The sequence below is a fragment of the Polynucleobacter sp. MWH-UH25E genome (genome assembly GCF_018687095.1).
Taxonomy (GTDB): Bacteria; Pseudomonadota; Gammaproteobacteria; order Burkholderiales; family Burkholderiaceae; genus Polynucleobacter.
The window spans coordinates 1,381,027-1,403,156 of the sequence record NZ_CP061286.1 but is presented as its reverse complement, the minus strand read 5'-3'; the positions used below and the strand labels follow the sequence as shown (position 1 = coordinate 1,403,156).

The following is a 22,130-nucleotide window of genomic DNA, read 5'->3' as shown; positions in this document are numbered from 1 at the left end:
CAATAATAATCAAATAAACATAATCATTATAAATAATATTAATAATTAAACCATTAACAGAATAAATTAGCGCCTTAAAACAAAAGTACCGCTTGCCTTAGCGGTAATCTCCCCTGCCTCGTTAAGTGCCACTGCCTCACAGTAGTTAATCGATTTTCCCGCTTTAAGCAACCTACCTTCGACAGTTATCTTGCCAAGGCTTGGACGCAAGAAACTGGTTGTCATATCGATGGTGATGGCGCCGAGCTGATGATTTGAGGCAGTTCGAGCTGCAGCACCCATCGCAAAATCAAGGAGAGTCATGATGACTCCACCTTGAGCTACATGAAAGCTATTGGTGTGCTCAGGCTTCACTACATAGCTAATACGCACCTTACCATTTTCAGCAGACTCAGGCACAACACCTAAATGATCCAAGAATGGAATATCCAAACCAAAAAAAATGGTTCGTTGAGGTTTTTGAGAATTGGGGTTAGATGTAGTCATGCTCGCTAGATTAACGCAATTAGTTTGATGGTCGGGGCGAGAGGATTTGAACCTCCGACCACTTGCACCCCATGCAAGTACGCTACCAGGCTGCGCTACGCCCCGACGAAAGACGAAATTGTATCAGTAACTACTTGGAAAGAATTTGCAGAACCGCAAGCAACTCATCGCGTAAACGAAGCTCTCCACGAGCTTCTTCAAGACGATTTCTGGCGCCAGAAATCGTAAAACCCTCTTCATAAAGTAAGGTGCGAATTTTACGAATCAAAACCACTTCGTGATGCTGATAATAACGGCGGTTACCACGGCGTTTTTGCGGGCTTAACTGAGAAAACTCTTGCTCCCAGTAGCGCAAGACGTGCGAACGAACGCCGCAAAGATCGGCCACTTCACCAATTGTGAAATAGCGCTTTGCTGGTATAGGAGGAAGTTGAGAGCTCGGTAGCGCCGAGCTAGCATCAAACTCGGTTTTCTCGAGCATGTGACTCCACTACATCTTTGAGCTTTTGACTTGCATGAAATGTCACTACACGTCTAGCAGCGATTGGAATCATCTGACCTGTCTTTGGATTTCGGCCAGGACGAGCCGATTTATTGCGCAACTGAAAGTTACCAAAACCAGAAATCTTTACTTCCGTACCAGACTCAAGTGATTGGCCAATTCGATCAAAAAAAGCATCGATCATATCTTTGGCTTCACGCTTATTGAGACCAACTTGATCAAAGAGCGCTTCAGATAGCTCATTTTTTGTTACGGTATCGTTAGAAATTAATTCACTCATCGTCAGATTCTTTTCTGAAGTGTCTCAGTATTTTTATTGGGTATTTCGTAATAGTAAACCTAGCGCAGACGGGCTGCACATTTTTTCTCAACGGCCCCCAGCAAGGCACTCATTACAGCATCAATTTGCGCATCTTGCAAAGTTTCCGCAGGATTTAATAAGGTCACTCGGAATGCCAAGCTCTTTTCATCGTCAGCCATGCTGCTAGAACCTGCTTTTGGCTTAAATTCATCAAACAGCTCGATGGCACATACAAAATTTTGCTTGGTGGCTGCCATTGCATCCAACAATGATTGAGCGGATACGGCCTGTTTCACTACCAACGCTAGATCGCGTTGCACTGCAGGAAATTTACTTAATTCTTGCGGAACAGGCAAACCTAACTCGCGAATTGCTTCTAAATCCAACTCAAACAATACTGGGGCTTGAGGCAATTCATAAACTTGTTGCAGGGCAGGATGCAATTCACCGATCCAACCTATATCAATGCGATTTTTAGGTCCAGCCAAGAAAACTTTCGCGCTACGACCGGGATGCAATGCGGGATGTTGCGCCGCTTCAGTCACGATTTTTAGTGGATCGAGGACGCGCTCGAGATCACCTTTGACATCAAAGAAGTCAACAACTCTCGTTGGATTGGCCCATTGCTCTGGAACAAAAGATCCATAGGCGATACCGCCGACTTTTTGCGGCTGCGCAAAACCAGCAACCTTACCTGCTTCTTCCTGGACGCCAGCATCTCTTTTGAATACACGCCCTGTTTCAAATAAGCGAACTCGTCCAGTCCCACGGTTTAAGTTTGACTTGAGGTTTGACAACAAACCACCCCATAAGGTACTGCGCATAACTCCATACTGATTGGCGATTGGATTTAGAACCGCAATCACATCCTTATCGGTTGCGCCAGTTAACCGCTGCTCACTCTCAAGGTCAGTAAATCCAAAATTTACAGCCTCCTGATAGCCTTGCAACGCTATGCGTTGACGCAGCAAGTGAATTCCACGCTTAGCCTCATCCTTGGCACTCATCTTGAGTGAAGCGACTGGCGGTTGGTCAGGAATATTTTCAAAGCCGTACAGGCGTGCGACTTCTTCAATCAAGTCTTCTTCAATTTCGATATCAAAGCGGTAGCTTGGTGGCGCAACAACAAAAGCATCACCCTCTTGCTTGAACTCAAAACCAAGACGCTTAAATACATCTGCAACGATGTCTTTTGTTAAAGGAATACCAATGACTTTTTCTGCTCTAGACAGGCGCATTTTGACTGGCTTGCGCTCAGGCACATTCAGAATCTGATCATCGACTGGGCCTGCTTGACCGCCACAAACTTCAATAATTAATGCAGAAAGATATTCAAGGCAATCAACGGTATTTTGTGGATCGACGCCACGTTCAAATCGATGGGCGGCATCAGTACTGAAGTTAAAGCGACGAGCACGACCCTGAATAGCAGACGGGAGCCAGTAAGCAGCTTCTACATAAACATTCTTGGTGTCATCGCTCACAGCACAATGATTGCCACCCATGATGCCAGCAAGCGCAACTGGGCCCTTTTGATCGGCTACTACTCCAGCATCCTGAAGTTTTCCAGCTGAATCAGGACCCTGCAAAGCTACCGTCTGCTCGTTTAATAATTCAAGCGTCTCACCTGCTTTAGCCCAACGAACGGCGATATCACCTTCTAGCTTGTCAATATCAAATACATGGGTTGGTTGACCCATTTCTAGCATGACGTAATTTGATAAATCCACCAAAGCAGAAATACTTCTTTGACCTGCGCGAGATAAACGCTTCACAATCCAGTCTGGCGTTTTTGCTTTTGGATTTACACCGCGGATAACACGCCCAGCGAAGCGACCGCAAAGCTCTTTGTTTTCTACAGTAACTTTGCGTTTCTCATCAATTGCAACAACAGGCGCATTCCATTTAGGAGTACATAAGACTGCACCAGTAATAGCTGACACTTCTCTAGCTACACCAAGCAATGAAAGACAGTCTGCCTTGTTTGGTGTTAGTTTGATAACAAAGATTTGGTCATCTAGGTCGAGGTACTTACGAATATCTTCACCAACAGGAGCATCAGAAGGTAATTCCAAAATACCTTCATGATCATCACCGAGTCCAAGCTCGCGGCCTGAGCACAACATTCCCTGGCTCTCAGCCCCACGAAGCTTGCCCACCTTAATTACAAAAGGCTTGGCACCCGCTTCCGCCGGAGGCAGTTCAGCACCAACCATTGCACAGGGGATCTTGATACCAGCACGTGCATTTGGTGCGCCACAAACAATTTGTAATACTTGGCCTGTACCGGCATCTACTTTGCAAACTCGCAAACGATCTGCATCGGGATGTTGCTCAGCTGAAAGAATTTGCGCGATAACGACTTTGTTAAATGCAGGAGCAACAGAGTGCTGCTCTTCAACCTCAAGACCAGCCATTGTCAAAGCATGACCCAAAGCATCGCTATCAAGCGATGGGTTTACATACTGACGAAGCCAAGATTCTGAGAATTGCATAGCGCTTTCTAGTAATGATTTTGTTATGCAGGGAACTGCGCTAAGAAACGCAGATCATTTTCGAAGAAGAGACGCAGATCATCTACGCCATAACGCAACATGGTTAAGCGCTCAAGGCCTGATCCAAAAGCAAAACCAGTGTATCGCTCTGGGTCGATACCCATATTACGCAATACATTTGGGTGCACCTGCCCCGCTCCAGAAATTTCCAACCAACGACCAGCTAACTTGCCACTACCAAAGGCCATATCGATTTCAGCAGATGGCTCTGTAAATGGGAAATAGGATGGGCGGAAACGTACTTGCAACTCATTCGTTTCAAAGAAAGTTCTCAAGAAGTCGGTATAGACACCTTTTAGATCCGCGAATGAAACAGTTTCGGCGATCCACAAACCCTCTACCTGATGGAACATTGGTGAGTGCGTTGCATCACTATCAACGCGATATGTTCTTCCAGGCGCAATGACCTTAATCGGTGGCATCACATCTGCATTGGCATATTTTTTGACATGCTCACTGGCATAACGAACCTGAATTGGGCTGGTATGCGTGCGCAACAGCAAAGGTTTCTCTAAAGAATCTTTGCCATCGATGTAAAAGGTATCCTGCATTGAGCGAGCAGGATGATTTTCTGGGCTGTTGAGTGCCGTGAAATTAAACCAATCCGTTTCAATTTCAGGACCATCAGCCACGTCAAAACCAATGGAACGGAAGATTTCTTCTACCCGTTCCCAAGTACGCATCACCGGATGCAAGCTACCAACTGCTTGACCGCGCCCTGGCAAGGACACATCTATAGATTCAGCTGCGAGACGCTGTTGCAATACGGCATCTGCCAAAGCTTGGCGACGCTCTTGTAATGCGGCCTCTACTTGAGTTTTGATTTGATTAATTTGGGCGCCAGCACTCTTGCGCTCCTCAGGCGACATTCCACCAAGCGCTTTTAAACGCTCAGTGAGAACACCTGATTTACCGAGATACCTGGCTTTCGCGTCCTCAAGAGCCGCCGAATCGGCAGCTCCAGAGAAATCACGTTTGGCATCCTCGACAATTTGGTCGAGAGAAACCATTGCAGCTTAGTTCGCTTAGAAACTAAGAATTAAGCTGCAGCGTTTACTACGGATTTGATCCGAGTAACCAAAGCAGCGAAAGCTGCTTTGTCAGCAATGGCCATATCAGAAAGCACTTTGCGGTCGAGCTCGATCGCAGCCTTCTTCATACCATTCATGAATACGCTATAGGTCATGTTGTGCTCACGCACTGCCGCATTGATACGGGCAATCCACAAAGCGCGGAATACACGTTTCTTGTTACGACGGTCACGATATGCATATTGACCAGCACGCATAACCGCTTGCTTAGCAATACGGAATACGTTTTTACGACGACCGCGGTAACCTGTTGCGGCATCAGTAATTTTCTTATGACGGGCTCTTGCTGTAACCCCACGTTTGACTCTTGGCATTGAATTCTCCTAATCTAGTCTGAGGTTAAGCGTATGGAAGCATGGAGCGAATTGACTTGATGTCAGATTTCGCAACTTCAGCGGAACCACGCAAGTGACGCTTGTTCTTTGTGGTCTTCTTGGTGAGGATGTGGCGTTTGAAAGCCTGACCTCGTTTAATCGATCCGCCTGCGCGAACCGTGAAGCGCTTTTTCGCGCTACTCTTGCTCTTCATCTTGGGCATAAAGCACCCCTTCTTCTACTTGTGCAACATAGGTGGTAACCGACGGTTACTCTTCCTGTACCCAGAAGCACTTCTTAACTGCCAGCGCCTTCGTTATTCACTCAGAACGCCTCCCTACATAAGAACTAGGTCTTATTAATTCCCTAGTTACTTAGCCTTACGAACGGGGGCCAATACCATCACCATTTGACGACCCTCCATCTTTGGAAACTGTTCAACTTGGCCGTACTCTTGCAGGTCCAACTTCAAACGCTCCAACATTCTTGCTCCGATTTCTTGGTGAGCCATTTCTCGACCACGAAAACGTAATGTAATTTTTGTCTTATCGCCATCTTCTAAAAAGCGGATCAGATTGCGTAGCTTCACACCATAGTCACCATCGTCAGTACCAGGGCGGAATTTCACTTCCTTCACCTGAATTACTTTTTGCTTCAGCTTAGCTTCATGCTGACGCTTGGCTTCTTGGTATTTGAATTTGCCAAAGTCCATGATGCGGACTACAGGTGGAACAGCTGTTGGAGCAATTTCAACCAAATCGGTATCTTTCTCTTCTGCTGCAGCCAAGGCTTCACTCAACTTAACTACACCAATGGGTTCCCCATCGATTCCAATCAAACGCACTTCAGGAGCAGTAATTTCCCGATTAATGCGCTGCAATTTTTCAGTAGCGATCTTCTTAATTCCTCTAAAAAAACAATAAAAACCGTTCTAACCCTAGCTAGGCTCGGGTCCGACTTTCTGGGAAACATCCTGCTGGAGTCGGGCAACGAAGGCATCAATAGGCATTACACCCAAATCTACTCCGCCACGGGCACGAACGGCCACCGAATTACTTTCTGATTCCTTATCCCCTACAACGAGTAAAAATGGGATCTTCTGTAATGCGTGCTCGCGTATTTTATACGTAATTTTCTCGTTCCGCAAATCCGCCTCGACTCTAAACCCTTGTTTTTTCAGGATTTGCTGGACTTGTTGGGCATATGCAGCAGAATTTCCTGAGATATTGAGGACTACAGCCTGGGTTGGAGCTAGCCAGACTGGCATGTTTCCAGCGTGATTTTCGATCAAAATGCCGATAAAACGCTCTAAAGAGCCCACAATTGCCCTATGAAGCATTACCGGGGTCTTGCGGCTATTGTCCTCAGCCACATATTCCGCCCCTAAACGGGCTGGCATTGAGAAATCAACCTGAATGGTGCCGCACTGCCATGTACGCCCAATCGAGTCTTTGAGGTGATATTCGATCTTAGGGCCATAAAAAGCACCTTCACCCGGCAATTCTTCCCACTCTTGGCCTGATGCCTTCAACGCCCCACGGAGAGCCTCTTCGGCTTTATCCCAAATTGCATCATCACCAACACGTTTGGCTGGACGCAAAGCCAGCTTGACCGCAACCTCGGTAAAGCCAAAATCCTGGTAAACAGCACGTACCGCTTTATCGAAGTCCGCTACCTCAGACTGAATTTGATCCTCGGTACAGAAAATATGTCCATCGTCTTGAGTAAAACCACGCACACGCATCAAGCCATGCAGTGCACCAGATGGTTCATTACGATGACATTGGCCAAACTCACCGAAGCGTAAAGGCAGTTCGCGATAACTATGCAAACCAGAGTTATAAATTTGCACATGCCCTGGACAGTTCATCGGCTTTAATGCATAAGCGCGATTTTCCGACTCTGTCGTAAACATGTTTTCTTTATAGTTTTCCCAGTGGCCAGACTTTTCCCATAGCGCGCGATCCAAAATTTGCGGGGCCTTCACTTCTTGATAACCTTCTTGTTGATACACGCGACGCATGTATTGCTCAACTTCTTGCCAGATTGACCAACCTTTTGGATGCCAGAAAATTAAACCTGGTGCTTCTTCCTGGAAATGGAATAAATCTAATTGCTTGCCTAAGCGGCGATGATCACGCTTTTCAGACTCTTCAAGCATATGCAAGTAAGCGTCTTGATCTTCCTTGCGCAACCATGCGGTTCCGTATATACGCTGGAGCATCTCATTCTTGCTATCGCCACGCCAGTAAGCACCAGCAAGCTTCATGAGCTTAAATACCTTTAACTTACCAGTGGATGGTACGTGTGGGCCACGGCATAGATCCGTGAACTTGCCTTCCGCGTAAAGCGAAACATCTTCGCCCTGAGGAATGCTGGCAATAATTTCGGCCTTGTAATGCTCGCCCTGATCTTTAAAGAATTTCACCGCTTCGTCGCGAGGTAAAACACTTCGAACTACTGGCTCATCTTTTTTAGCCAGCTCAACCATCTTCTTTTCAAGCGCAACTAAATCATCAGGAGTGAATGGACGGTGATATGAGAAGTCGTAGTAAAAACCATTCTCGACAACAGGACCAATGGTTACCTGCGCTTCTGGAAATAATTCTTTAACGGCGTATGCCAACAAATGCGCGGTTGAGTGGCGCACAATCTCTAAAGCCTCTGGACTCTTATCTGTGATGATGGCGAGTTGACTATCTTTATCAATCACAAAACTGGTATCCACCATCTTGCCGTCAACGATTCCACCCAAGGCGGCTTTAGCAAGACCACTACCGATGCTTTGAGCCACATCCGCTACGCGAACAGGGGCCTCAAACTCTCGTTTTGATCCATCTGGCAGAGTAACTACTGGCATGACAACTCCATCTTCTTAACCGAACTCCAGTTTCACTTCATAGACCTAAAAAGAAAGCGCGGGAGCTTGTGGGCAACCGCGCATCTTGGGTCATTATTCGTTGGTAGGCTCGATTGGACTCGAACCAACGACCCCCACCATGTCAAGGTGGTGCTCTAACCAGCTGAGCTACGAGCCTATACAGCCCTAGAGTTTATCACCGGCGACGTACTTGCGTGACCCCTTTAAGCTCTTCCAAGCTATTCTGAACCACTCTCAGCACCTCAGAGTCTTTGACTTCAACGGTCAAAAGGATCTGGGCCAAGCCTTTTTTCGCGGATTTACGCAAATCAATCACATGCACACCCTGACGAGTCAGTATTTCGAATAACTCTCGCATGAGCTCAGGACGATCCAAGCCTGAAACCAGCAAATCCGCAGGAAAGACGCGTTTTTGATCTGCCTTAGCATCCGCATCAACGGCTGAAGCTGTCCAAGCCGTTTGAATCACCCTCTCAGGCGCCCTGTCCAATAAACCCCTGAATGTTTTGCATGAGCGACGATGAATCGAGACCCCTCTACCTTGCGTAACAAATCCCGCAATGGCATCAGGTGGTACAGGACGGCAACATCTTGCCAATTGCGTCAGCAAGGAGTCCACCCCCACTACCAATACATCACCGCCCTGGCCTGCCTTGCGGCTACTATGGCGCAGAATAATTTCAGGGGTAATGGACTTTGCTTCTGCTGAAGAATCTGATTTTGTTTCAACTCCTTTTGAAGATGGAGCAACATCCACATCGTCTAATGCATTAAACCAAGCGCGTACCCGCTGACGAGCACGCTGAGAGCCGATGTAATGTTTATCAGGACTAATCCAGTCGCGGGAAGGACCGCCATCTTTAACAGCAATGATTTCAATGGTTTGACCATTCTTAAGAGCGGTCTCCAAGGGCACCATCGCACCATCGACACGAGCACCGCGACAACGATGGCCTAGATTGGTATGTACAGCATATGCAAAATCAATTGGCGTTGACCCCTTTTCCAATGAGATCACTTTTCCCAATGGGGTGAGGACATAAATATGGTTATCAATCTCATGATGTTTGAGTTGATCCCATGCATCCTCTTTCCATGAAATCAGCTGTCTTGCCCAAGCGATTTGGCGTTCATAAGCAACTTCTGCACTATGCGTACCTGGCTGATGAGTGACATGTGGTTTGTTACCTTGAGCCGGTTTATTTTGATTTGGCGGTGTTGCCATACCAATATAGGCGCCTTCTTTGTAGCGCCAATGAGCAGCCAAACCATATTCAGCTTGTTGATGCATTTCATGAGTGCGTACCTGGATCTCGAATGCGGTGCCATCCTCATTCATCACTACGGTATGAAGCGATTGATATCCGTTCGGTTTTGGGCGTGCAATGTAATCATCAAACTCTCGTGGCACTGGCTGCCAGATGTTGTGCACAATTCCCAAAACGGCATAGCAAGTTTTTATATCGTCTACCAAAACCCGAAATGCGCGAACGTCGTACAAGTTTGCAAAGTCCAATGACTTGCCTTGCATTTTTTTCCAAATGCTATAGATGTGCTTTGGTCTACCAAACACCTCTCCTACGATTTGTGCGGCTTTTAATTCTTCCTGTAGCTGCTGGACAATCTTCTCAATAAAGACTTGACGCTCAATGCGTTTCGCATCAAGCATCTTGGCGATATCGCGATAGGTGTCTGGAGATAGCGCCCTAAAGGCAAGATCCTCCATTTCCCACTTCATCTGCCATATACCTAGGCGATTGGCTAATGACGCATCAATATCTAAGATCTCTTGAGCCCATGGCGCTGGCACCGAAATCTTCTCTTGAGTAACCCAGCGCAATGTCTGAAGACGTGAGGCAAGATAAATCAACACTACGCGCAGATCGTCACCAAATGCCAAAAGCATCTTGCGTAACATCTCTTCTTGCCCTGAGACGCTAAGACCACCATCCTCACGAACTAACTTTGCTTGCGCCTGACGAAGCCCACGATAGCCAATCAACAGCTTTGCGGATTCCTCGCCAATTAACTTAACTAGTGCCTCTTTATTGTGGGTGCGCGCGATATTGTTAGCAGCAATGAGGGTTGCTTCATCAAGATTAAGTCCTTGCAGAATCTGCGAAACACCTAAAGCATGAGTTTCAGATGGCTCACCGTACCATGCATCTACAAAAATGGCGGGTTTACTGGGGGCATTTGCCATAGGCAAAATTAATTAATGAGATTAACCAAAGAATTCTTTTGCGAGCGCTATTTGCTCAGGCTTAATAAATGCTGGGGCATGACCCACATTTGGAATCTCAATACTACGAGCATAGGTATTGACCTTGCACATTTCAGCAACGGTCGCCGCTGAGAGCAAATCAGAGTCAGCGCCTCGAACAATCAACATCGGTATGTGTATTTGCTTGAATGCATGCCACATCGCGACTTCACCAGCTTTAGCCATGATAGGATTTACGGAAGCAAAAGGAACAGCAATATTGGGATCGTAATGCATCACCCACAAATCATCTCGCTGCACCAACATCGGTCCGTTATAAATTTCCCACTCTTCTGGGGTATGCTCACCGAAAGTAGCGCAGATTTGATTTAAGCGGTTTAATGCATCAGCACGATTAGCAAATGCAAAAGGTTGGCCAACGTAAGAACCCAAGCGCTTAATAGCATCTGGTTCAATTCTGGGACCTACATCATTGATCAACATTCTGCGTATAGGTGAATTTGGCATTGCCGCATACACCATACCGATCAAGCCGCCCATCGAGGTGCCCAACCAGTCAACCTGAGTTACACCCAACTGCTTTACTAGCTGCGCGATATCCGCAACATACTGAGGAACAGCATATTGCATAGGATTACTTAGGCGATCGGAGTTACCGCGACCAACGATATCGGGACATACTACGTAATAGTCCTTGCACATCGCTTGAGCAAGCGTTTTAAAGTCACTACCGCGGCGAGTTAAACCATGCACGCACAAAAGAACTTTTGAATTACTGGGATCACCCCATGCGTGATAAGCCATGCGATGCGTAGATTCGCCGCTTGAACATTGCACGTAAAAGGTGTCACCTGAATGAATCATGCCTGTTTTCTGATGAAATTCATGGGCATCACCATCCTCAACGCAATCAATCACAACCTTTACCTCTTCTGGTTGCAAAGTGACATGATCAATCCCATGCTTATCTAGCAGCATCTGATTGATTCTGGTCATAATCTCTGGCCACTCTTGGATATTGGCAATTTCAATATGGCCAATTAGCGCTGGAAAACTGGGAGTCATTTCCCAAACATGTAAATCATGTACTGCGAGAACACCAGGAACGTTTTTTAAATCTTTACCAACCTGCAAGTAATCAATGTGCAGTGGTACACCCTCCATTAAGAAGTGATATGACTCATGCAGAATGGAGATGGTGGACTTTAAGATCAACAAGGAAACCAATATAGATAAGATCGCATCGATTGGCATCCAACCCGTCAGCTGAATAACTACGCCAGCCACTAATGCCGCAATCGAACCTAGTAAATCACCCATCACATGGACTAAGGCAGCGCGCGTATTTACGCTTTTCTTATCACGCGATAGAACCCAAGCTACCACGATGTTCATGAGCAAGCCAATCGCTGCAACAACCGTCACCGTCAGGCCATCTACTTTATGGGGATCGTAAAAGCGGCTGATGGCTTCAATAACAATCCAAACCACTAAGCCGAGCATCGCAATACTATTTACGAAAGCCGCTAGCGCTTCCGCTCTTCCAAACCCAAAGGAATGTTTAGGTGATGGCGGACGACGAGAAATGATTTGCGCCAAAAGCGCAAGTCCTAATGCAGCTGCGTCGGTCACCATATGACCTGCATCTGAAATCAAAGCCAATGAATTTGCGAAATATGCTGCTGCACCCTCAACTCCTGAAAAGCCAAGAGTCAGAATTAATGCAATCAGAAGCAAGTTTTGATTGGAAACTTCTTTACTATGGGAGTGCTTTGCATCGCCTTTCTTGTGCGCATGCAAGGTGGGGTCGACACCAGAGTGAGCCTGGTGCTTATGCGATCTTGAATGGAAATGATGGGATCCCGACATGGTGAGCCCATTATTCCATTAATTGATGACGCTTGTTAGAAACCCGTTGTATCAACAGGGGCACCCGTCTTAGCGATTACCTCTTCCTTAGTAACGCCAGGAGCCAACTCCACCAACTTTAGACCTTTTGGAGTGATATCCAATACACAGAGGTCTGTGATGATCTTGCTGATGACCTTTACACCAGTCAGGGGTAATGTGCACTTAGGCAAAATTTTGAGCTCTTCTGTGCCATCTTTCTTCTTGGCAACGTGCTCCATCAAAACAACCACGTGCTTTACGCCGGCAACTAAGTCCATTGCACCGCCCATACCCTTTACCATTTTTCCTGGAATCATCCAGTTGGCTAGGTCGCCATGCTCGCTCACTTGCATCGCACCCAAGATAGCAATGTTGATTTTTCCCCCACGAATCATTCCAAAGGAATCAGCAGAGGAAAAAATTGAAGAGCCAGGCAAGGTTGTTACAGTTTGTTTACCAGCATTAATCAGATCAGCATCAATAGTCGCTTCAGTTGGGAATGGCCCAATACCCAACAAACCGTTCTCTGACTGAAGCCATACTTCCATATCTTTTGGCACATGGTTAGCTACCAATGTGGGCATACCAATACCCAGGTTCACGTAGTATCCGTCTTTTAATTCTTTCGCAGCGCGTGCTGCCATTTCATCTCTATTCCAAGGCATATCGATCTCTCTAATTCTTTCCAATAATTAAGAAGCTGAAAGCGTACGTTGCTCAATACGCTTCTCTGGAGTTTTATTAATCACTAAGCGGTGCACATAAATGCCTGGAGTATGAATCTCATCAGGATGTAGTTGACCATTCTCGACAATCTCCTCTACTTCGGCCACAGTGATCTTGCCCGCCATTGCCACCACTGGATTGAAGTTACGCGCCGTGTAGCGATAAACCAAGTTACCAGACTTGTCTGCCTTCCATGCTTTCACTAAAGAAATATCTGAAACGATAGAACGCTCCATGATGTACTTCTCACCATCAAATTCTTTTTCCTCTTTACCTTCAGCTACCAATGTGCCTACACCCGTTTTTGTATAGAACGCAGGAATACCACAACCACCGGCACGTAATTTTTCTGCCAATGTTCCTTGTGGCGTAAATTCCAGCTCCAACTCACCTGCTAAGTATTGACGCTCAAATTCTTTGTTTTCGCCAACATAAGATGCGACCATTTTCTTTACTTGGCGGGAGTTCAATAACAAGCCCAAGCCAAAGCCATCGACGCCAGCATTATTTGCAATAGCTGTGAGATTTTGCGCACCAAGGTCTTTCACTGCCTGAATCAATGCCTCAGGAATGCCGCATAAACCAAAACCACCAACGGCAATTTTTTGGCCGTCCTTCAAAATATCCCGCAGGGCATCAACTGCCGATGGGTAAGTTTTATTCATAACTTTTGTCCTAATATTGCCGAAAATGGTAAAAAAGTAATCATAATGCTTTAGGCGCCCAAGCCCAGCCAGTCTTGGCACCAAACTAGTTTTAGGCACTTGGAACTAAACTATCTAAGCTGAAATACCCCATTTTTTAAGAAATCTCGGAGAAATTGCATGAATCCAGCGCAGTTACTAGAACAGTTCGGGCCTCGCGAATCCATGGACTATGACCTTGTGATCGTAGGGGGCGGACCCGCTGGTTTATCAGCCGCAATCCGAGCAAAGCAGCTTGCCAATGAATCCGGAAAAGAAATAAGCGTCTGCGTATTAGAAAAAGGCTCTGAGATTGGTGCGCACATTTTGTCTGGCGCCGTTATGGACCCTAAAGCCTTGACTGAGCTATTTCCCAACTGGAAAGAATTAGGCGCCCCGCTACATACTGAAGTCACTCAAGATCAATTTCTCTTTTTAACAAAAGACAATTCATATCAAGTTCCCAACTGGATGCTGCCACATTGCTTCCAGAATCATGGCAACTATATAGTTAGCTTGGCTAATGTGACGCGTTGGCTGGGCGAACAAGCTGAAGCACTTGGTGTGGAAATTTTCCCAGGCTTTCCTGCTGCAGAAGTTTTATATAACGAACAAGGTGCTGTTGCCGGAGTAATTACTGGCGCAATGGGCTTAGATAAAGAAGGCAACCCAACCGACCAATTCCAGCTCGGCATGGAATTGCGTGGTAAGTACACCCTCTTCGCCGAAGGCGCACGCGGCCACTTAGGCAAACAATTGATTGCCAAATTTGCTTTAGATAAGGACTCTGATCCACAGAGCTACGGCATAGGTATTAAAGAATTATGGGAGGTTGAGCCATCCAAGAGCAAACCTGGTTTAGTGGTTCATACAGCCGGCTGGCCCTTAGAGAGCGATACCTATGGTGGATCCTTCCTTTATCACTTGGGCGATAACAAAGTGGCTGTGGGACTGGTTGTTGGTCTCTCTTATAAGAATCCTTATCTATCACCTTTTGAAGAATTCCAACGCTATAAATTACATCCAAAGATCCGCGAAACTTTTGAAGGCGGTAAACGTATTGCCTATGGCGCGCGTGCATTAACCGCCGGCGGTTTAAATAGCCTACCTAAAACGGTATTTCCTGGTGGAGCGCTGATTGGTTGCGATGCAGGCTTCTTAAATGCCTCTCGCATCAAGGGTAGCCATGCCGCAATTAAGACTGGCATGTTAGCTGCAGAAGCGGCTGTTGCTGCATTAGCTGATAACCGTTCAGCGGATGTACTCGCAGGCTATCCAACCGCCTTCCAAAACAGCTGGTTGCATACCGAACTTAATCAAGCGCGTAATTTCAAAGCCTGGATGTCAAAAGGCCTTTATCTAGGCACCTTAATGGTGGGCCTAGAGCAAAAGGTCTTAGGCGGCAATATGCCTTGGACCATACATCTTAAGCACGCTGATCATGAATGCCTTGAGCCAGCATCACAACATAAGCCCATTGACTATCCAAAACCAGATGGCAAGATCAGTTTCGATCGTCTGTCCTCAGTATTTATCTCCAACACCAATCATGCTGAGAATCAACCCATTCATCTCACCTTAAAAGATGCGGCCATTCCAGTAAGCCTCAATCTCAAAACCTACGCAGGCCCAGAACAACGCTACTGCCCTGCTGGCGTTTATGAATATGTCGAGGCGGACGGTCAACTCAAACTCCAGATCAACTCGCAAAACTGCGTGCACTGCAAAACCTGCGATATCAAAGACCCTAGCCAAAACATTGTTTGGGTTACACCTGAAGGTGGCGGCGGACCAAATTACGGAGCCATGTAAGTCATGATGCTTTTGCATACCATGTTGCGTGTTGGTGATCTGCAGCGCTCAATTGATTTCTACACCAAAGTATTGGGCATGAATCTCTTACGCACCACTGAGCGACCAGAACAAAAATACTCTCTAGCTTTTGTTGGCTTTGGAAAAGGCAATGCAGATGGTCAAGCAGAAATTGAGCTGACCTATAACTATGGCGTTCACTCCTATGATTTAGGTACCGCCTATGGTCATATTGCGATTGGAGTGCCTGATGCCTATGCTGCTTGCGAAAAGATTAAAGCGGCTGGCGGCAATGTCACTCGTGAAGCTGGCCCTGTAGCCGGCGGCGATACCATCATCGCCTTTGTAACCGATCCAGATGGCTACAAAATCGAACTAATTCAACGCTAGTAGTGACAGAGTCTGGGCAATTTCATCTCGAGATACTCACCAAGATATCTGATGTAACGTCACCAGAATGGAATGACCTACTTTCAGATGATGCAGGCCCTTTCCTAAAGCATGAGTTTCTATCTTCACTCGAAGAGACAGGTTGCGTTGGGGGTAATACTGGATGGCAAATCGCTCATCTTGTTTTGAAATTAGACAAAGAAATTGTCGGCGCAATACCACTCTATTTAAAGCAACATTCTTATGGCGAGTATGTGTTTGATTGGTCATGGGCCCAAGCCTATGAGCAGCAAGGCATGGACTATTACCCCAAAGTTCTTTGCGCCATTCCCTTTACACCCGTTCAGGGCTCACGCCTACTATTCAAACTAGGAATAAATAAAGAGTTAATTTATTCAAAGCTGATTTCGGGACTGAAATCCTTGGTGATAAACAATGGGCTATCTTCAGCACATATCCTGTTCCCACAAAAGCATGAGGTTGAGATTCTCAATAATCAAGGATTCTTACTAAGGGACTCCGTACAGTTTCATTGGCATAACCAGGGTTATCAATCCTTTGAGGAATTTTTATCTTCTCTCACCATGAAAAGGAGAAAAAATATCCGTCGCGAGCGGGAGAATGTTGTAAGACACAATATTTCATTTAGGCATATCTCTGGCAAAGAATCTACCGAACAAGATTGGGAATTCTTCTACGCTTGTTATGCAAACACGTATTACGAGCATCAATCACAGCCCTACCTTAATGAAGCATTCTTTAAGCTATGGGCTAAACGTCTCCCGGAAAATATCCATTTGATTGTGGCCGAGAGAAATGGTGTCCCAATTGCATCCTCATTGCTCGTTGTAGACACCGTTACTTCGAAGGCATATGGACGCTATTGGGGCTCACTTGAACATGTTCCTCTTTTGCATTATGAAACTGCCTACTATCAAGCAATTGAATATTGCATCACTGCAGGCATTCAAATCTTTGAGGGTGGCGCACAAGGCGAGCACAAGATGGCACGTGGATTCCTGCCAACCACGATTCAATCTGCCCATTTCATAAAAGACCCCAGATTTTCTAAGGCTGTTGAGCATTTCTTGGGAAGAGAACATCAAGGCATTGAAGCTTATGTTGACGAGCTCGCTGAGCATAGTCCGCTGAAATCGTCTAAAGTACCCAAATGAATTCCGAAAGCAATCTTCCGATCCAACAAGATGGCTCACACTCTCTATCTACTGGGGATGATGAGTCTGATTCCCCTTGCATTGGAATTTGCACCACCCTCTATGATGAGATTTGCCAAGGATGTGGCCGCACCCTCAATGAAGTCAGCAATTGGGTATTTTTTTCTGATGAAGAAAAGGCATCAGTATGGAAGCGTATTCGCGAAGACGGCACGGCCATGCGCTTTCAGCGTCAGCTCAAAGAAAAAAAGCCCACTTCATAGTGGGCTTATTTATTAACCGAGCTCTAAACTAAGTTCAATTAACCAGCTAAGGCCTGACTGCGCAAGTACTCCTCATAAGTACCGGAGTAGTCCTCGACTGTACCGTCCATTTTGACTTCCAAGATACGGTTGGCTAAGGCTTGAACAAATTCACGGTCATGAGAAACGAATATTAAAGTGCCTTCGAATTTCTCAAGTGCAATCTGCAAACTCTCAATTGACTCCATATCCATGTGATTGGTTGGCTCATCCATTGCGAGAACATTGTGCTTTTGAAGCATTAATTTGCCCCAAATCATGCGCCCCTTCTCACCTCCGGATAACACTTTCACATCTTTACCAATGTCATCACCTGAAAATAGCAAACGACCTAGAGTACCGCGCACCACTTGGTCATCATCACCAGTGTTACGCCAATTACTCATCCACTCCATGAGCGTTTCTTCTTTGGCAAAGAGCTCTGTATTGTCTTGTGGCATTACGCCCACATTTGCATTCTCCGCCCACTTCACATCACCACTATCAGCGGCGATTCCATCAAAGCGTTTACTCAAGATTGTTTTTAATAAAGTAGTTTTACCGGCACCGTTTTGACCAATGATGGCAATCTTCTCGCCTGCACGAATGCCTAGCTTCAGATTCTTGAAGATGGTTCTGTCATAAGCCTTCGTGAGCGCATTGCACTCCACGGCCATGTTATGCAATTTCTTCTCATAGTCAAAACGAATAAATGGGTTTTGACGAGAAGATGGTTTAATTTCAGCGATCTCAATTTTCTCTAACTGACGCTGACGCGATGTAGCTTGACGCGCTTTAGAAGCATTTGCGGAGAAACGGCTAACGAATGCCTGTAATTCAGCAATCTTTTCTTTGGCCTTGGCATTTGAGGCTAATTGCTGTGCTCTAGCCTGGGTCGATGCCAACATATAGGAGTCATAGTTCCCTGGATATACCTTTAGGGTTCCATAATCCATATCAGCCATATGCGTACACACTTCATTTAAAAAGTGTCGGTCATGGGAAATAATGATGATGGTGCTATTAAATTGATTGAGGATTTCCTCCAACCAATGAATCGAGTGAATATCCAAGTTATTAGTTGGCTCATCTAACAACAAGACGTCAGGATCAGAGAACAAAGCCTGGGCTAGTAACACACGCAGTTTCCAACCAGGTGCGACATTGCTCATGGGACCGTTGTGTTGCTCAATTGGAATACCAATACCTAACAACAACTCGCCTGCTTTTGCTTCGGCTGTATAACCGCCGTACTCGGCGTACTTACCCTCGAGCTCCGCTGCCTTCATATAATCTTCATCAGTTGCTTCTGGGTTTGCGTAAATAGCATCCCGTTCAGCAGCAGCCTTCCACATCTCTTCGTGCCCCATCATCACAACATCGAGTACACGAACATCTTCGTAGGCAAACTGATCCTGACGCAATTTACCCAAACGAATACCTGGATCTAAGCTCACGTTACCGCTTGAAGGCTCTAACTCGCCACCGAGGATTTTCATGAAAGTGGATTTACCGCAACCGTTAGCGCCAATCAGGCCATAACGATTGCCCCCGCCAAATTTCACGGAAATGTTTTCAAACAGAGGCTTTGCCCCAAACTGCATGGTGATATTAGATGCGGACAGCACGGATGTATCTCTAACTTTCTACGAATCAAGTGGAACGAATGCGCATTGATAATGCGGCCTCATTTGAGGCAAAAACCATTATTTTAACGGTTTAAAGCCTCAAAAGGCTAAGTGCGCCGCACATCTAGACTTTGACCCGAAATGGTGTGAAATTGGTGTGAATATCGTAATAATCCTCGTTTTCCTTGCGTTTAAGGAAATTCACTACCCAATAGGTTAAAGGTGTAGCCAATACTTCCCAGCCTGTTTTTAGAGCGTATTGAGCAAAAGCCACAGCAATGACTTCATGAGTTGGCCAAATCCCGTAGAAAGCCAGCATATAGAAGAATGACGAATCAACTAACTCGCCAACCGCGGTAGAGCCGATAGTGCGCATCCAAAGATAGCGGCCTTGGGTCCAAATTTTCATTTTGGCTAACACAAAGCTATTCGCAAAACTCCCGCACCAGAATGAAAACATCGAAGCCAATGCGATACGCCAAGAATTCCCAAAAACAGTTTCTAAGCCGTGTTGATAATTTGACATGTATTCACCGGGCGCAACAGGCAAGGCAATCACAATCTGCGCCATGATTGCAGCAAATAGTAGCGCTGCAAATCCAGCCCAAACCGCTCTTCGATCGTAAGCATACCCATACACCTCGGTCAAAATATCGCCGAAGAAATAAGAGATGGGGAAAAATAGGATGCCCCCACCAAAAGGTAATTCACCAAAATATGGCAAGGTCACTACTGCGGCTTTACCAGCCCCAATAAAGTTAGAGCACAGTAGAACAACCACAAAAGCAGCCAGAATCAAGTCGTAGTAGCGGTGGTGTCGTCTGAGTGTGTCCATGGCTCTAAAAAATGGATAATAGAGAAAGAATATCCGCTTTCAGTGAACCTCGCTGAGGGCCGGATAAATAAATACCGGCAATTACTAGGATGACTAAAGACGATGAGTAAAGCGAGCTTTAATTGGGAAGACCCCCTTCTACTAGACACGCAATTGAGCGAAGACGAGCGCATGGTTCGCGATGCTGCAGCCGAATATGCGCAAGGTCGTTTAATGCCCCGTATTTTGGAGGCATATCGTAACGAAACAACGGACCCCGCCATCTTCCGTGAAATGGGTGAACTAGGACTGCTAGGCATCACCATTCCAGAACAATACGGCGGAGCCAATCTCAACTATGTCTCTTACGGCTTAATTGCCCGTGAAATTGAACGGGTTGATTCCGGCTATCGCTCCATGATGAGTGTTCAGTCTTCATTGGTCATGGTCCCCATTAATGAATTTGGTAGCGAAGCACAAAAACAAAAATATCTTCCTAAGCTAGCAAGCGGTGAATGGATTGGCTGTTTTGGCCTGACTGAACCGAACTATGGTTCTGATGCTGGCGGCATGATCACGAGAGCGAAAAAAGTTCCCGGTGGCTTCTCGCTGACTGGCTCAAAAATGTGGATCTCCAATGCTCCAATTGCGGATGTATTTGTGGTCTGGGCCAAAAATGATGAAGGCGTCATTCGTGGCTACATCTTAGAAAAAGGCATGAAAGGCCTAAGCGCACCGAAGATTAGCGGCAAGATGGGTCTGCGCGCATCCATTACCGGTGAAATCGTAATGGATGAAGTCTTTGTTCCTGCTGAAAATGAGTTCCCCGAAATTACTGGCCTGAAGGGCCCATTCACCTGCCTTAACTCAGCACGCTATGGCATCTCTTGGGGAGCATTAGGTGCCGCCGAATGGTGCTGGCATGCAGCGCGTCAGTACACCATGGATCGCAAGCAGTTTGGCAAGCCTTTAGCTTCCAATCAGCTGATTCAGAAGAAGTTGGCTGATATGCAAACAGAGATTGCATTAGCGCTACAAGGATGCTTGCGCTTAGGTCGGATGAAAGATGAAGGCATTGCAGCCCCCGAGATTACCTCCATCATGAAGCGTAATTCTTGCGGCAAATCACTGGATATCGCACGCATGGCGCGTGATATGCATGGCGGTAACGGTATCTCTGATGAATATGGTGTAGTACGTCATATGATGAACCTAGAAGTCGTCAACACCTATGAGGGTACACACGATATTCACGCTCTCATCCTAGGTCGTGCACAAACGGGTATTCAGGCCTTTAGCTAAGTTTTAGCTTATCGACGATGGCCTTAGCTGCTTTTGCAAAGGCCTCGTCACTATCGTCTTCTAGTTGCACAAAGTGATCGATGCTGTATTGGGGAAAGTTGCGCACAATAGAAGATTGGTACGATGGATCGTAGTGTTTAATTAACAACTCTTCCACTAAACTTGGGAATTCCCCAGCATCAATCGCTTCATTCCATTTGGCAATCTGCACTTTTCCATAGTGACCTGTTAATAATGCTAACTTGGCTTTAAAGTTATTCGTATCAGTCAAAAAATGATGGTACTCACGTATTAGCCAAGAGACACGCGTTTGCGGGCTTGACCTCAACTCAATACATGCACCGCTGCGGATCTTTTCCATTAAGGCATCTGGAATATGAAGCCCGCCCACCTTCTTGCTTTCAGACTCAACAAGCACAGGCCTTGAGGGGTCAAGAGCTCGCAGAGCATTCCACAAAGCTGTCTCAAACCCTTTTTGGGATGGCTGTTCAATATTAGGCTCGTTACCCAATACAGAACCCCGATGAATCGCCAACGCCTCCAGATCCAGTATCTGAGCACCATAGTTACATGACTCTTGTAGTACTCGAGTCTTGCCACTGCCGGTCATACCGCAAATTACCTGGAATGAAAATTGCTTAGCAGCCTCTTCCAAGCCATCTATCACCGTCCGACGAAAGCCTTGGTAGCCACCTTCTAACTGCATGGCTTTCCAACCAATACGATTCAAGATGTGGGTAAAGGCACCACTGCGCTCTCCGCCACGCCAGCAATAAACCAAAGGCCGCCATGTACGCGGAAACTCTTGGAAATGTTTCTCTAGATGATTGGCAATATTGCGAGAGACTAAAGCAGCACCCAACTTCTTGGCGGCAAAAGGAGAATCTTGTTTATATAAAGTGCCGATCTGCGCCCGCTCTTCATTATCAAGAACTGGGTAGTTCACTGCGCCAGGAATGTGATCCAAAGCAAATTCCGCAGGTGATCGCACATCAATAATGCAATCGAAAGAATCTAACTCTGCAATGAATTGATCTCGCCTTAAGATCTGAGGATTGCTTGGCTGCATACCGCC

General features: G+C 46.2%; 21 protein-coding genes and 2 tRNA genes. 5 read left to right on the top strand and 18 right to left on the bottom strand.

The window, feature by feature from the left end; translation table 11 throughout:
* Positions 1-66: 66 nt before the first annotated feature.
* From ICV39_RS07365 to ICV39_RS07295, 15 genes are all read right to left on the bottom strand, one after another.
* Positions 67-486 carry a PaaI family thioesterase gene (locus tag ICV39_RS07365; protein ID WP_215389476.1) on the bottom strand — a complete coding sequence of 140 codons (420 nt, stop codon included), beginning with the start codon at positions 484-486 and terminating at the stop codon, positions 67-69.
* A 28-nt stretch (positions 487-514) separates the two neighbouring features.
* A tRNA-Pro gene (locus ICV39_RS07360) sits at positions 515-591 on the bottom strand.
* A gap of 25 nt (positions 592-616) precedes the next feature.
* Positions 617-967, bottom strand: a complete 351-nt coding sequence (locus tag ICV39_RS07355; protein WP_215389475.1) for a MerR family transcriptional regulator — start codon at positions 965-967, stop codon at positions 617-619.
* A complete protein-coding gene (locus tag ICV39_RS07350) occupies positions 945-1,268 on the bottom strand; it encodes an integration host factor subunit alpha (RefSeq protein ID WP_215389474.1) in 324 nt (107 codons plus the stop codon). Before ICV39_RS07350 ends, ICV39_RS07355 begins: the two co-directional genes overlap by 23 nt.
* Positions 1,269-1,327: 59 nt before the next feature.
* Positions 1,328-3,784, bottom strand: coding sequence for a phenylalanine--tRNA ligase subunit beta (gene pheT / locus ICV39_RS07345; protein ID WP_215389473.1), 2,457 nt, complete (start codon positions 3,782-3,784; stop codon positions 1,328-1,330).
* 23 nt (positions 3,785-3,807) lie between these two features.
* A complete protein-coding gene (gene pheS, locus ICV39_RS07340) occupies positions 3,808-4,854 on the bottom strand; it encodes a phenylalanine--tRNA ligase subunit alpha (RefSeq protein WP_215389472.1) in 1,047 nt (348 codons plus the stop codon).
* Positions 4,855-4,883: 29 nt separating this feature from the next.
* Positions 4,884-5,249, bottom strand: coding sequence for a 50S ribosomal protein L20 (rplT, locus tag ICV39_RS07335; protein ID WP_068948443.1), 366 nt, complete (start codon positions 5,247-5,249; stop codon positions 4,884-4,886).
* 25 nt (positions 5,250-5,274) lie between these two features.
* Positions 5,275-5,472 (bottom strand): 50S ribosomal protein L35, encoded by a 198-nt coding sequence (gene rpmI / locus ICV39_RS07330; protein WP_173955835.1) that lies wholly within the window; start codon positions 5,470-5,472, stop codon positions 5,275-5,277.
* 147 nt (positions 5,473-5,619) lie between these two features.
* Positions 5,620-6,144 (bottom strand): translation initiation factor IF-3, encoded by a 525-nt coding sequence (gene infC / locus ICV39_RS07325; RefSeq protein WP_173956728.1) that lies wholly within the window; start codon positions 6,142-6,144, stop codon positions 5,620-5,622.
* 42 nt (positions 6,145-6,186) lie between these two features.
* Positions 6,187-8,109, bottom strand: coding sequence for a threonine--tRNA ligase (gene thrS / locus ICV39_RS07320; RefSeq protein ID WP_215389471.1), 1,923 nt, complete (start codon positions 8,107-8,109; stop codon positions 6,187-6,189).
* A 101-nt stretch (positions 8,110-8,210) separates the two neighbouring features.
* Positions 8,211-8,287: transfer RNA gene (locus tag ICV39_RS07315), tRNA-Val, on the bottom strand.
* A gap of 18 nt (positions 8,288-8,305) precedes the next feature.
* Positions 8,306-10,333 carry a bifunctional (p)ppGpp synthetase/guanosine-3',5'-bis(diphosphate) 3'-pyrophosphohydrolase gene (locus tag ICV39_RS07310; protein WP_215389470.1) on the bottom strand — a complete coding sequence of 676 codons (2,028 nt, stop codon included), beginning with the start codon at positions 10,331-10,333 and terminating at the stop codon, positions 8,306-8,308.
* A 21-nt stretch (positions 10,334-10,354) separates the two neighbouring features.
* On the bottom strand, positions 10,355-12,223 hold the full coding sequence (locus ICV39_RS07305) for an alpha/beta fold hydrolase (RefSeq protein ID WP_215389469.1): 1,869 nt from the start codon (positions 12,221-12,223) through the stop codon (positions 10,355-10,357).
* A 35-nt stretch (positions 12,224-12,258) separates the two neighbouring features.
* Entirely contained in the window at positions 12,259-12,909 is a 651-nt protein-coding gene (locus ICV39_RS07300) for a CoA transferase subunit B (protein WP_173955839.1), read from the bottom strand.
* A 27-nt stretch (positions 12,910-12,936) separates the two neighbouring features.
* The gene (locus ICV39_RS07295) at positions 12,937-13,635 is read right to left on the bottom strand and encodes a CoA transferase subunit A (protein WP_173955840.1); all 699 of its coding nucleotides are present in this window, start codon (positions 13,633-13,635) and stop codon (positions 12,937-12,939) included.
* A gap of 159 nt (positions 13,636-13,794) precedes the next feature.
* On the opposite strand from ICV39_RS07295, the gene ICV39_RS07290 reads away from it, so the two are divergent.
* Genes ICV39_RS07290 through ICV39_RS07275 form a run of 4 tightly spaced genes read left to right on the top strand, consistent with a single transcriptional unit; the run spans position 13,795 to position 17,293 of the window.
* Positions 13,795-15,465: an electron transfer flavoprotein-ubiquinone oxidoreductase gene (locus ICV39_RS07290; RefSeq protein WP_215389468.1), complete on the top strand. Its 1,671-nt coding sequence runs from the start codon at positions 13,795-13,797 to the stop codon at positions 15,463-15,465.
* Between the two features lie 3 nt (positions 15,466-15,468).
* Complete coding sequence (gloA, locus tag ICV39_RS07285) at positions 15,469-15,855, top strand: lactoylglutathione lyase (protein WP_215389467.1); 387 nt, start codon at positions 15,469-15,471, stop codon at positions 15,853-15,855.
* Positions 15,856-15,857: 2 nt separating this feature from the next.
* Positions 15,858-17,030, top strand: coding sequence for a GNAT family N-acetyltransferase (locus tag ICV39_RS07280; RefSeq protein WP_215389466.1), 1,173 nt, complete (start codon positions 15,858-15,860; stop codon positions 17,028-17,030).
* Positions 17,027-17,293 (top strand): DUF1289 domain-containing protein, encoded by a 267-nt coding sequence (locus tag ICV39_RS07275; RefSeq protein ID WP_215389465.1) that lies wholly within the window; start codon positions 17,027-17,029, stop codon positions 17,291-17,293. Before ICV39_RS07280 ends, ICV39_RS07275 begins: the two co-directional genes overlap by 4 nt.
* A 38-nt stretch (positions 17,294-17,331) precedes the next feature.
* Here ICV39_RS07275 and ICV39_RS07270 read toward each other — a convergent pair whose 3' ends face one another.
* Both ICV39_RS07270 and ICV39_RS07265 read right to left on the bottom strand, forming a co-directional pair.
* Positions 17,332-18,939 carry an ABC-F family ATPase gene (locus tag ICV39_RS07270; RefSeq protein WP_215389464.1) on the bottom strand — a complete coding sequence of 536 codons (1,608 nt, stop codon included), beginning with the start codon at positions 18,937-18,939 and terminating at the stop codon, positions 17,332-17,334.
* A 124-nt stretch (positions 18,940-19,063) separates the two neighbouring features.
* Positions 19,064-19,774: a queuosine precursor transporter gene (locus ICV39_RS07265; protein WP_215389463.1), complete on the bottom strand. Its 711-nt coding sequence runs from the start codon at positions 19,772-19,774 to the stop codon at positions 19,064-19,066.
* 102 nt (positions 19,775-19,876) lie between these two features.
* Between ICV39_RS07265 and ICV39_RS07260 the strand changes: the two genes are divergently transcribed.
* On the top strand, positions 19,877-21,055 hold the full coding sequence (locus ICV39_RS07260; protein WP_215389462.1) for an acyl-CoA dehydrogenase: 1,179 nt from the start codon (positions 19,877-19,879) through the stop codon (positions 21,053-21,055).
* Here the strand turns inward: ICV39_RS07260 and mnmH are convergent.
* Positions 21,048-22,124: a tRNA 2-selenouridine(34) synthase MnmH gene (gene mnmH / locus ICV39_RS07255; RefSeq protein WP_215389461.1), complete on the bottom strand. Its 1,077-nt coding sequence runs from the start codon at positions 22,122-22,124 to the stop codon at positions 21,048-21,050. The two genes, ICV39_RS07260 and mnmH, sit on opposite strands and share 8 nt — an antisense overlap.
* Between the last annotated feature and the right edge of the window lie 6 nt (positions 22,125-22,130).

What these genes read in the sequence shown, in the direction of transcription:
- gloA (WP_215389467.1), top strand. Translation starts at nt 15,469, where the DNA reads ATGATGCTTTTGCATACCATGTTGCGTGTTGGTGATCTGCAGCGCTCA.
- rpmI (WP_173955835.1), bottom strand. Translation starts at nt 5,472, where the DNA reads ATGCCCAAGATGAAGAGCAAGAGTAGCGCGAAAAAGCGCTTCACGGTT.
- ICV39_RS07290 (WP_215389468.1), top strand. Translation starts at nt 13,795, where the DNA reads ATGAATCCAGCGCAGTTACTAGAACAGTTCGGGCCTCGCGAATCCATG.
- ICV39_RS07275 (WP_215389465.1), top strand. Translation starts at nt 17,027, where the DNA reads ATGAATTCCGAAAGCAATCTTCCGATCCAACAAGATGGCTCACACTCT.
- ICV39_RS07355 (WP_215389475.1), bottom strand. Translation starts at nt 967, where the DNA reads ATGCTCGAGAAAACCGAGTTTGATGCTAGCTCGGCGCTACCGAGCTCT.
- mnmH (WP_215389461.1), bottom strand. Translation starts at nt 22,124, where the DNA reads ATGCAGCCAAGCAATCCTCAGATCTTAAGGCGAGATCAATTCATTGCA.
- ICV39_RS07265 (WP_215389463.1), bottom strand. Translation starts at nt 19,774, where the DNA reads ATGGACACACTCAGACGACACCACCGCTACTACGACTTGATTCTGGCT.
- ICV39_RS07350 (WP_215389474.1), bottom strand. Translation starts at nt 1,268, where the DNA reads ATGAGTGAATTAATTTCTAACGATACCGTAACAAAAAATGAGCTATCT.
- ICV39_RS07305 (WP_215389469.1), bottom strand. Translation starts at nt 12,223, where the DNA reads ATGTCGGGATCCCATCATTTCCATTCAAGATCGCATAAGCACCAGGCT.
- pheS (WP_215389472.1), bottom strand. Translation starts at nt 4,854, where the DNA reads ATGGTTTCTCTCGACCAAATTGTCGAGGATGCCAAACGTGATTTCTCT.
- ICV39_RS07295 (WP_173955840.1), bottom strand. Translation starts at nt 13,635, where the DNA reads ATGAATAAAACTTACCCATCGGCAGTTGATGCCCTGCGGGATATTTTG.
- ICV39_RS07300 (WP_173955839.1), bottom strand. Translation starts at nt 12,909, where the DNA reads ATGCCTTGGAATAGAGATGAAATGGCAGCACGCGCTGCGAAAGAATTA.
- ICV39_RS07310 (WP_215389470.1), bottom strand. Translation starts at nt 10,333, where the DNA reads ATGGCAAATGCCCCCAGTAAACCCGCCATTTTTGTAGATGCATGGTAC.
- pheT (WP_215389473.1), bottom strand. Translation starts at nt 3,784, where the DNA reads ATGCAATTCTCAGAATCTTGGCTTCGTCAGTATGTAAACCCATCGCTT.
- thrS (WP_215389471.1), bottom strand. Translation starts at nt 8,109, where the DNA reads ATGCCAGTAGTTACTCTGCCAGATGGATCAAAACGAGAGTTTGAGGCC.
- ICV39_RS07260 (WP_215389462.1), top strand. Translation starts at nt 19,877, where the DNA reads ATGAGTAAAGCGAGCTTTAATTGGGAAGACCCCCTTCTACTAGACACG.
- ICV39_RS07365 (WP_215389476.1), bottom strand. Translation starts at nt 486, where the DNA reads ATGACTACATCTAACCCCAATTCTCAAAAACCTCAACGAACCATTTTT.
- rplT (WP_068948443.1), bottom strand. Translation starts at nt 5,249, where the DNA reads ATGCCAAGAGTCAAACGTGGGGTTACAGCAAGAGCCCGTCATAAGAAA.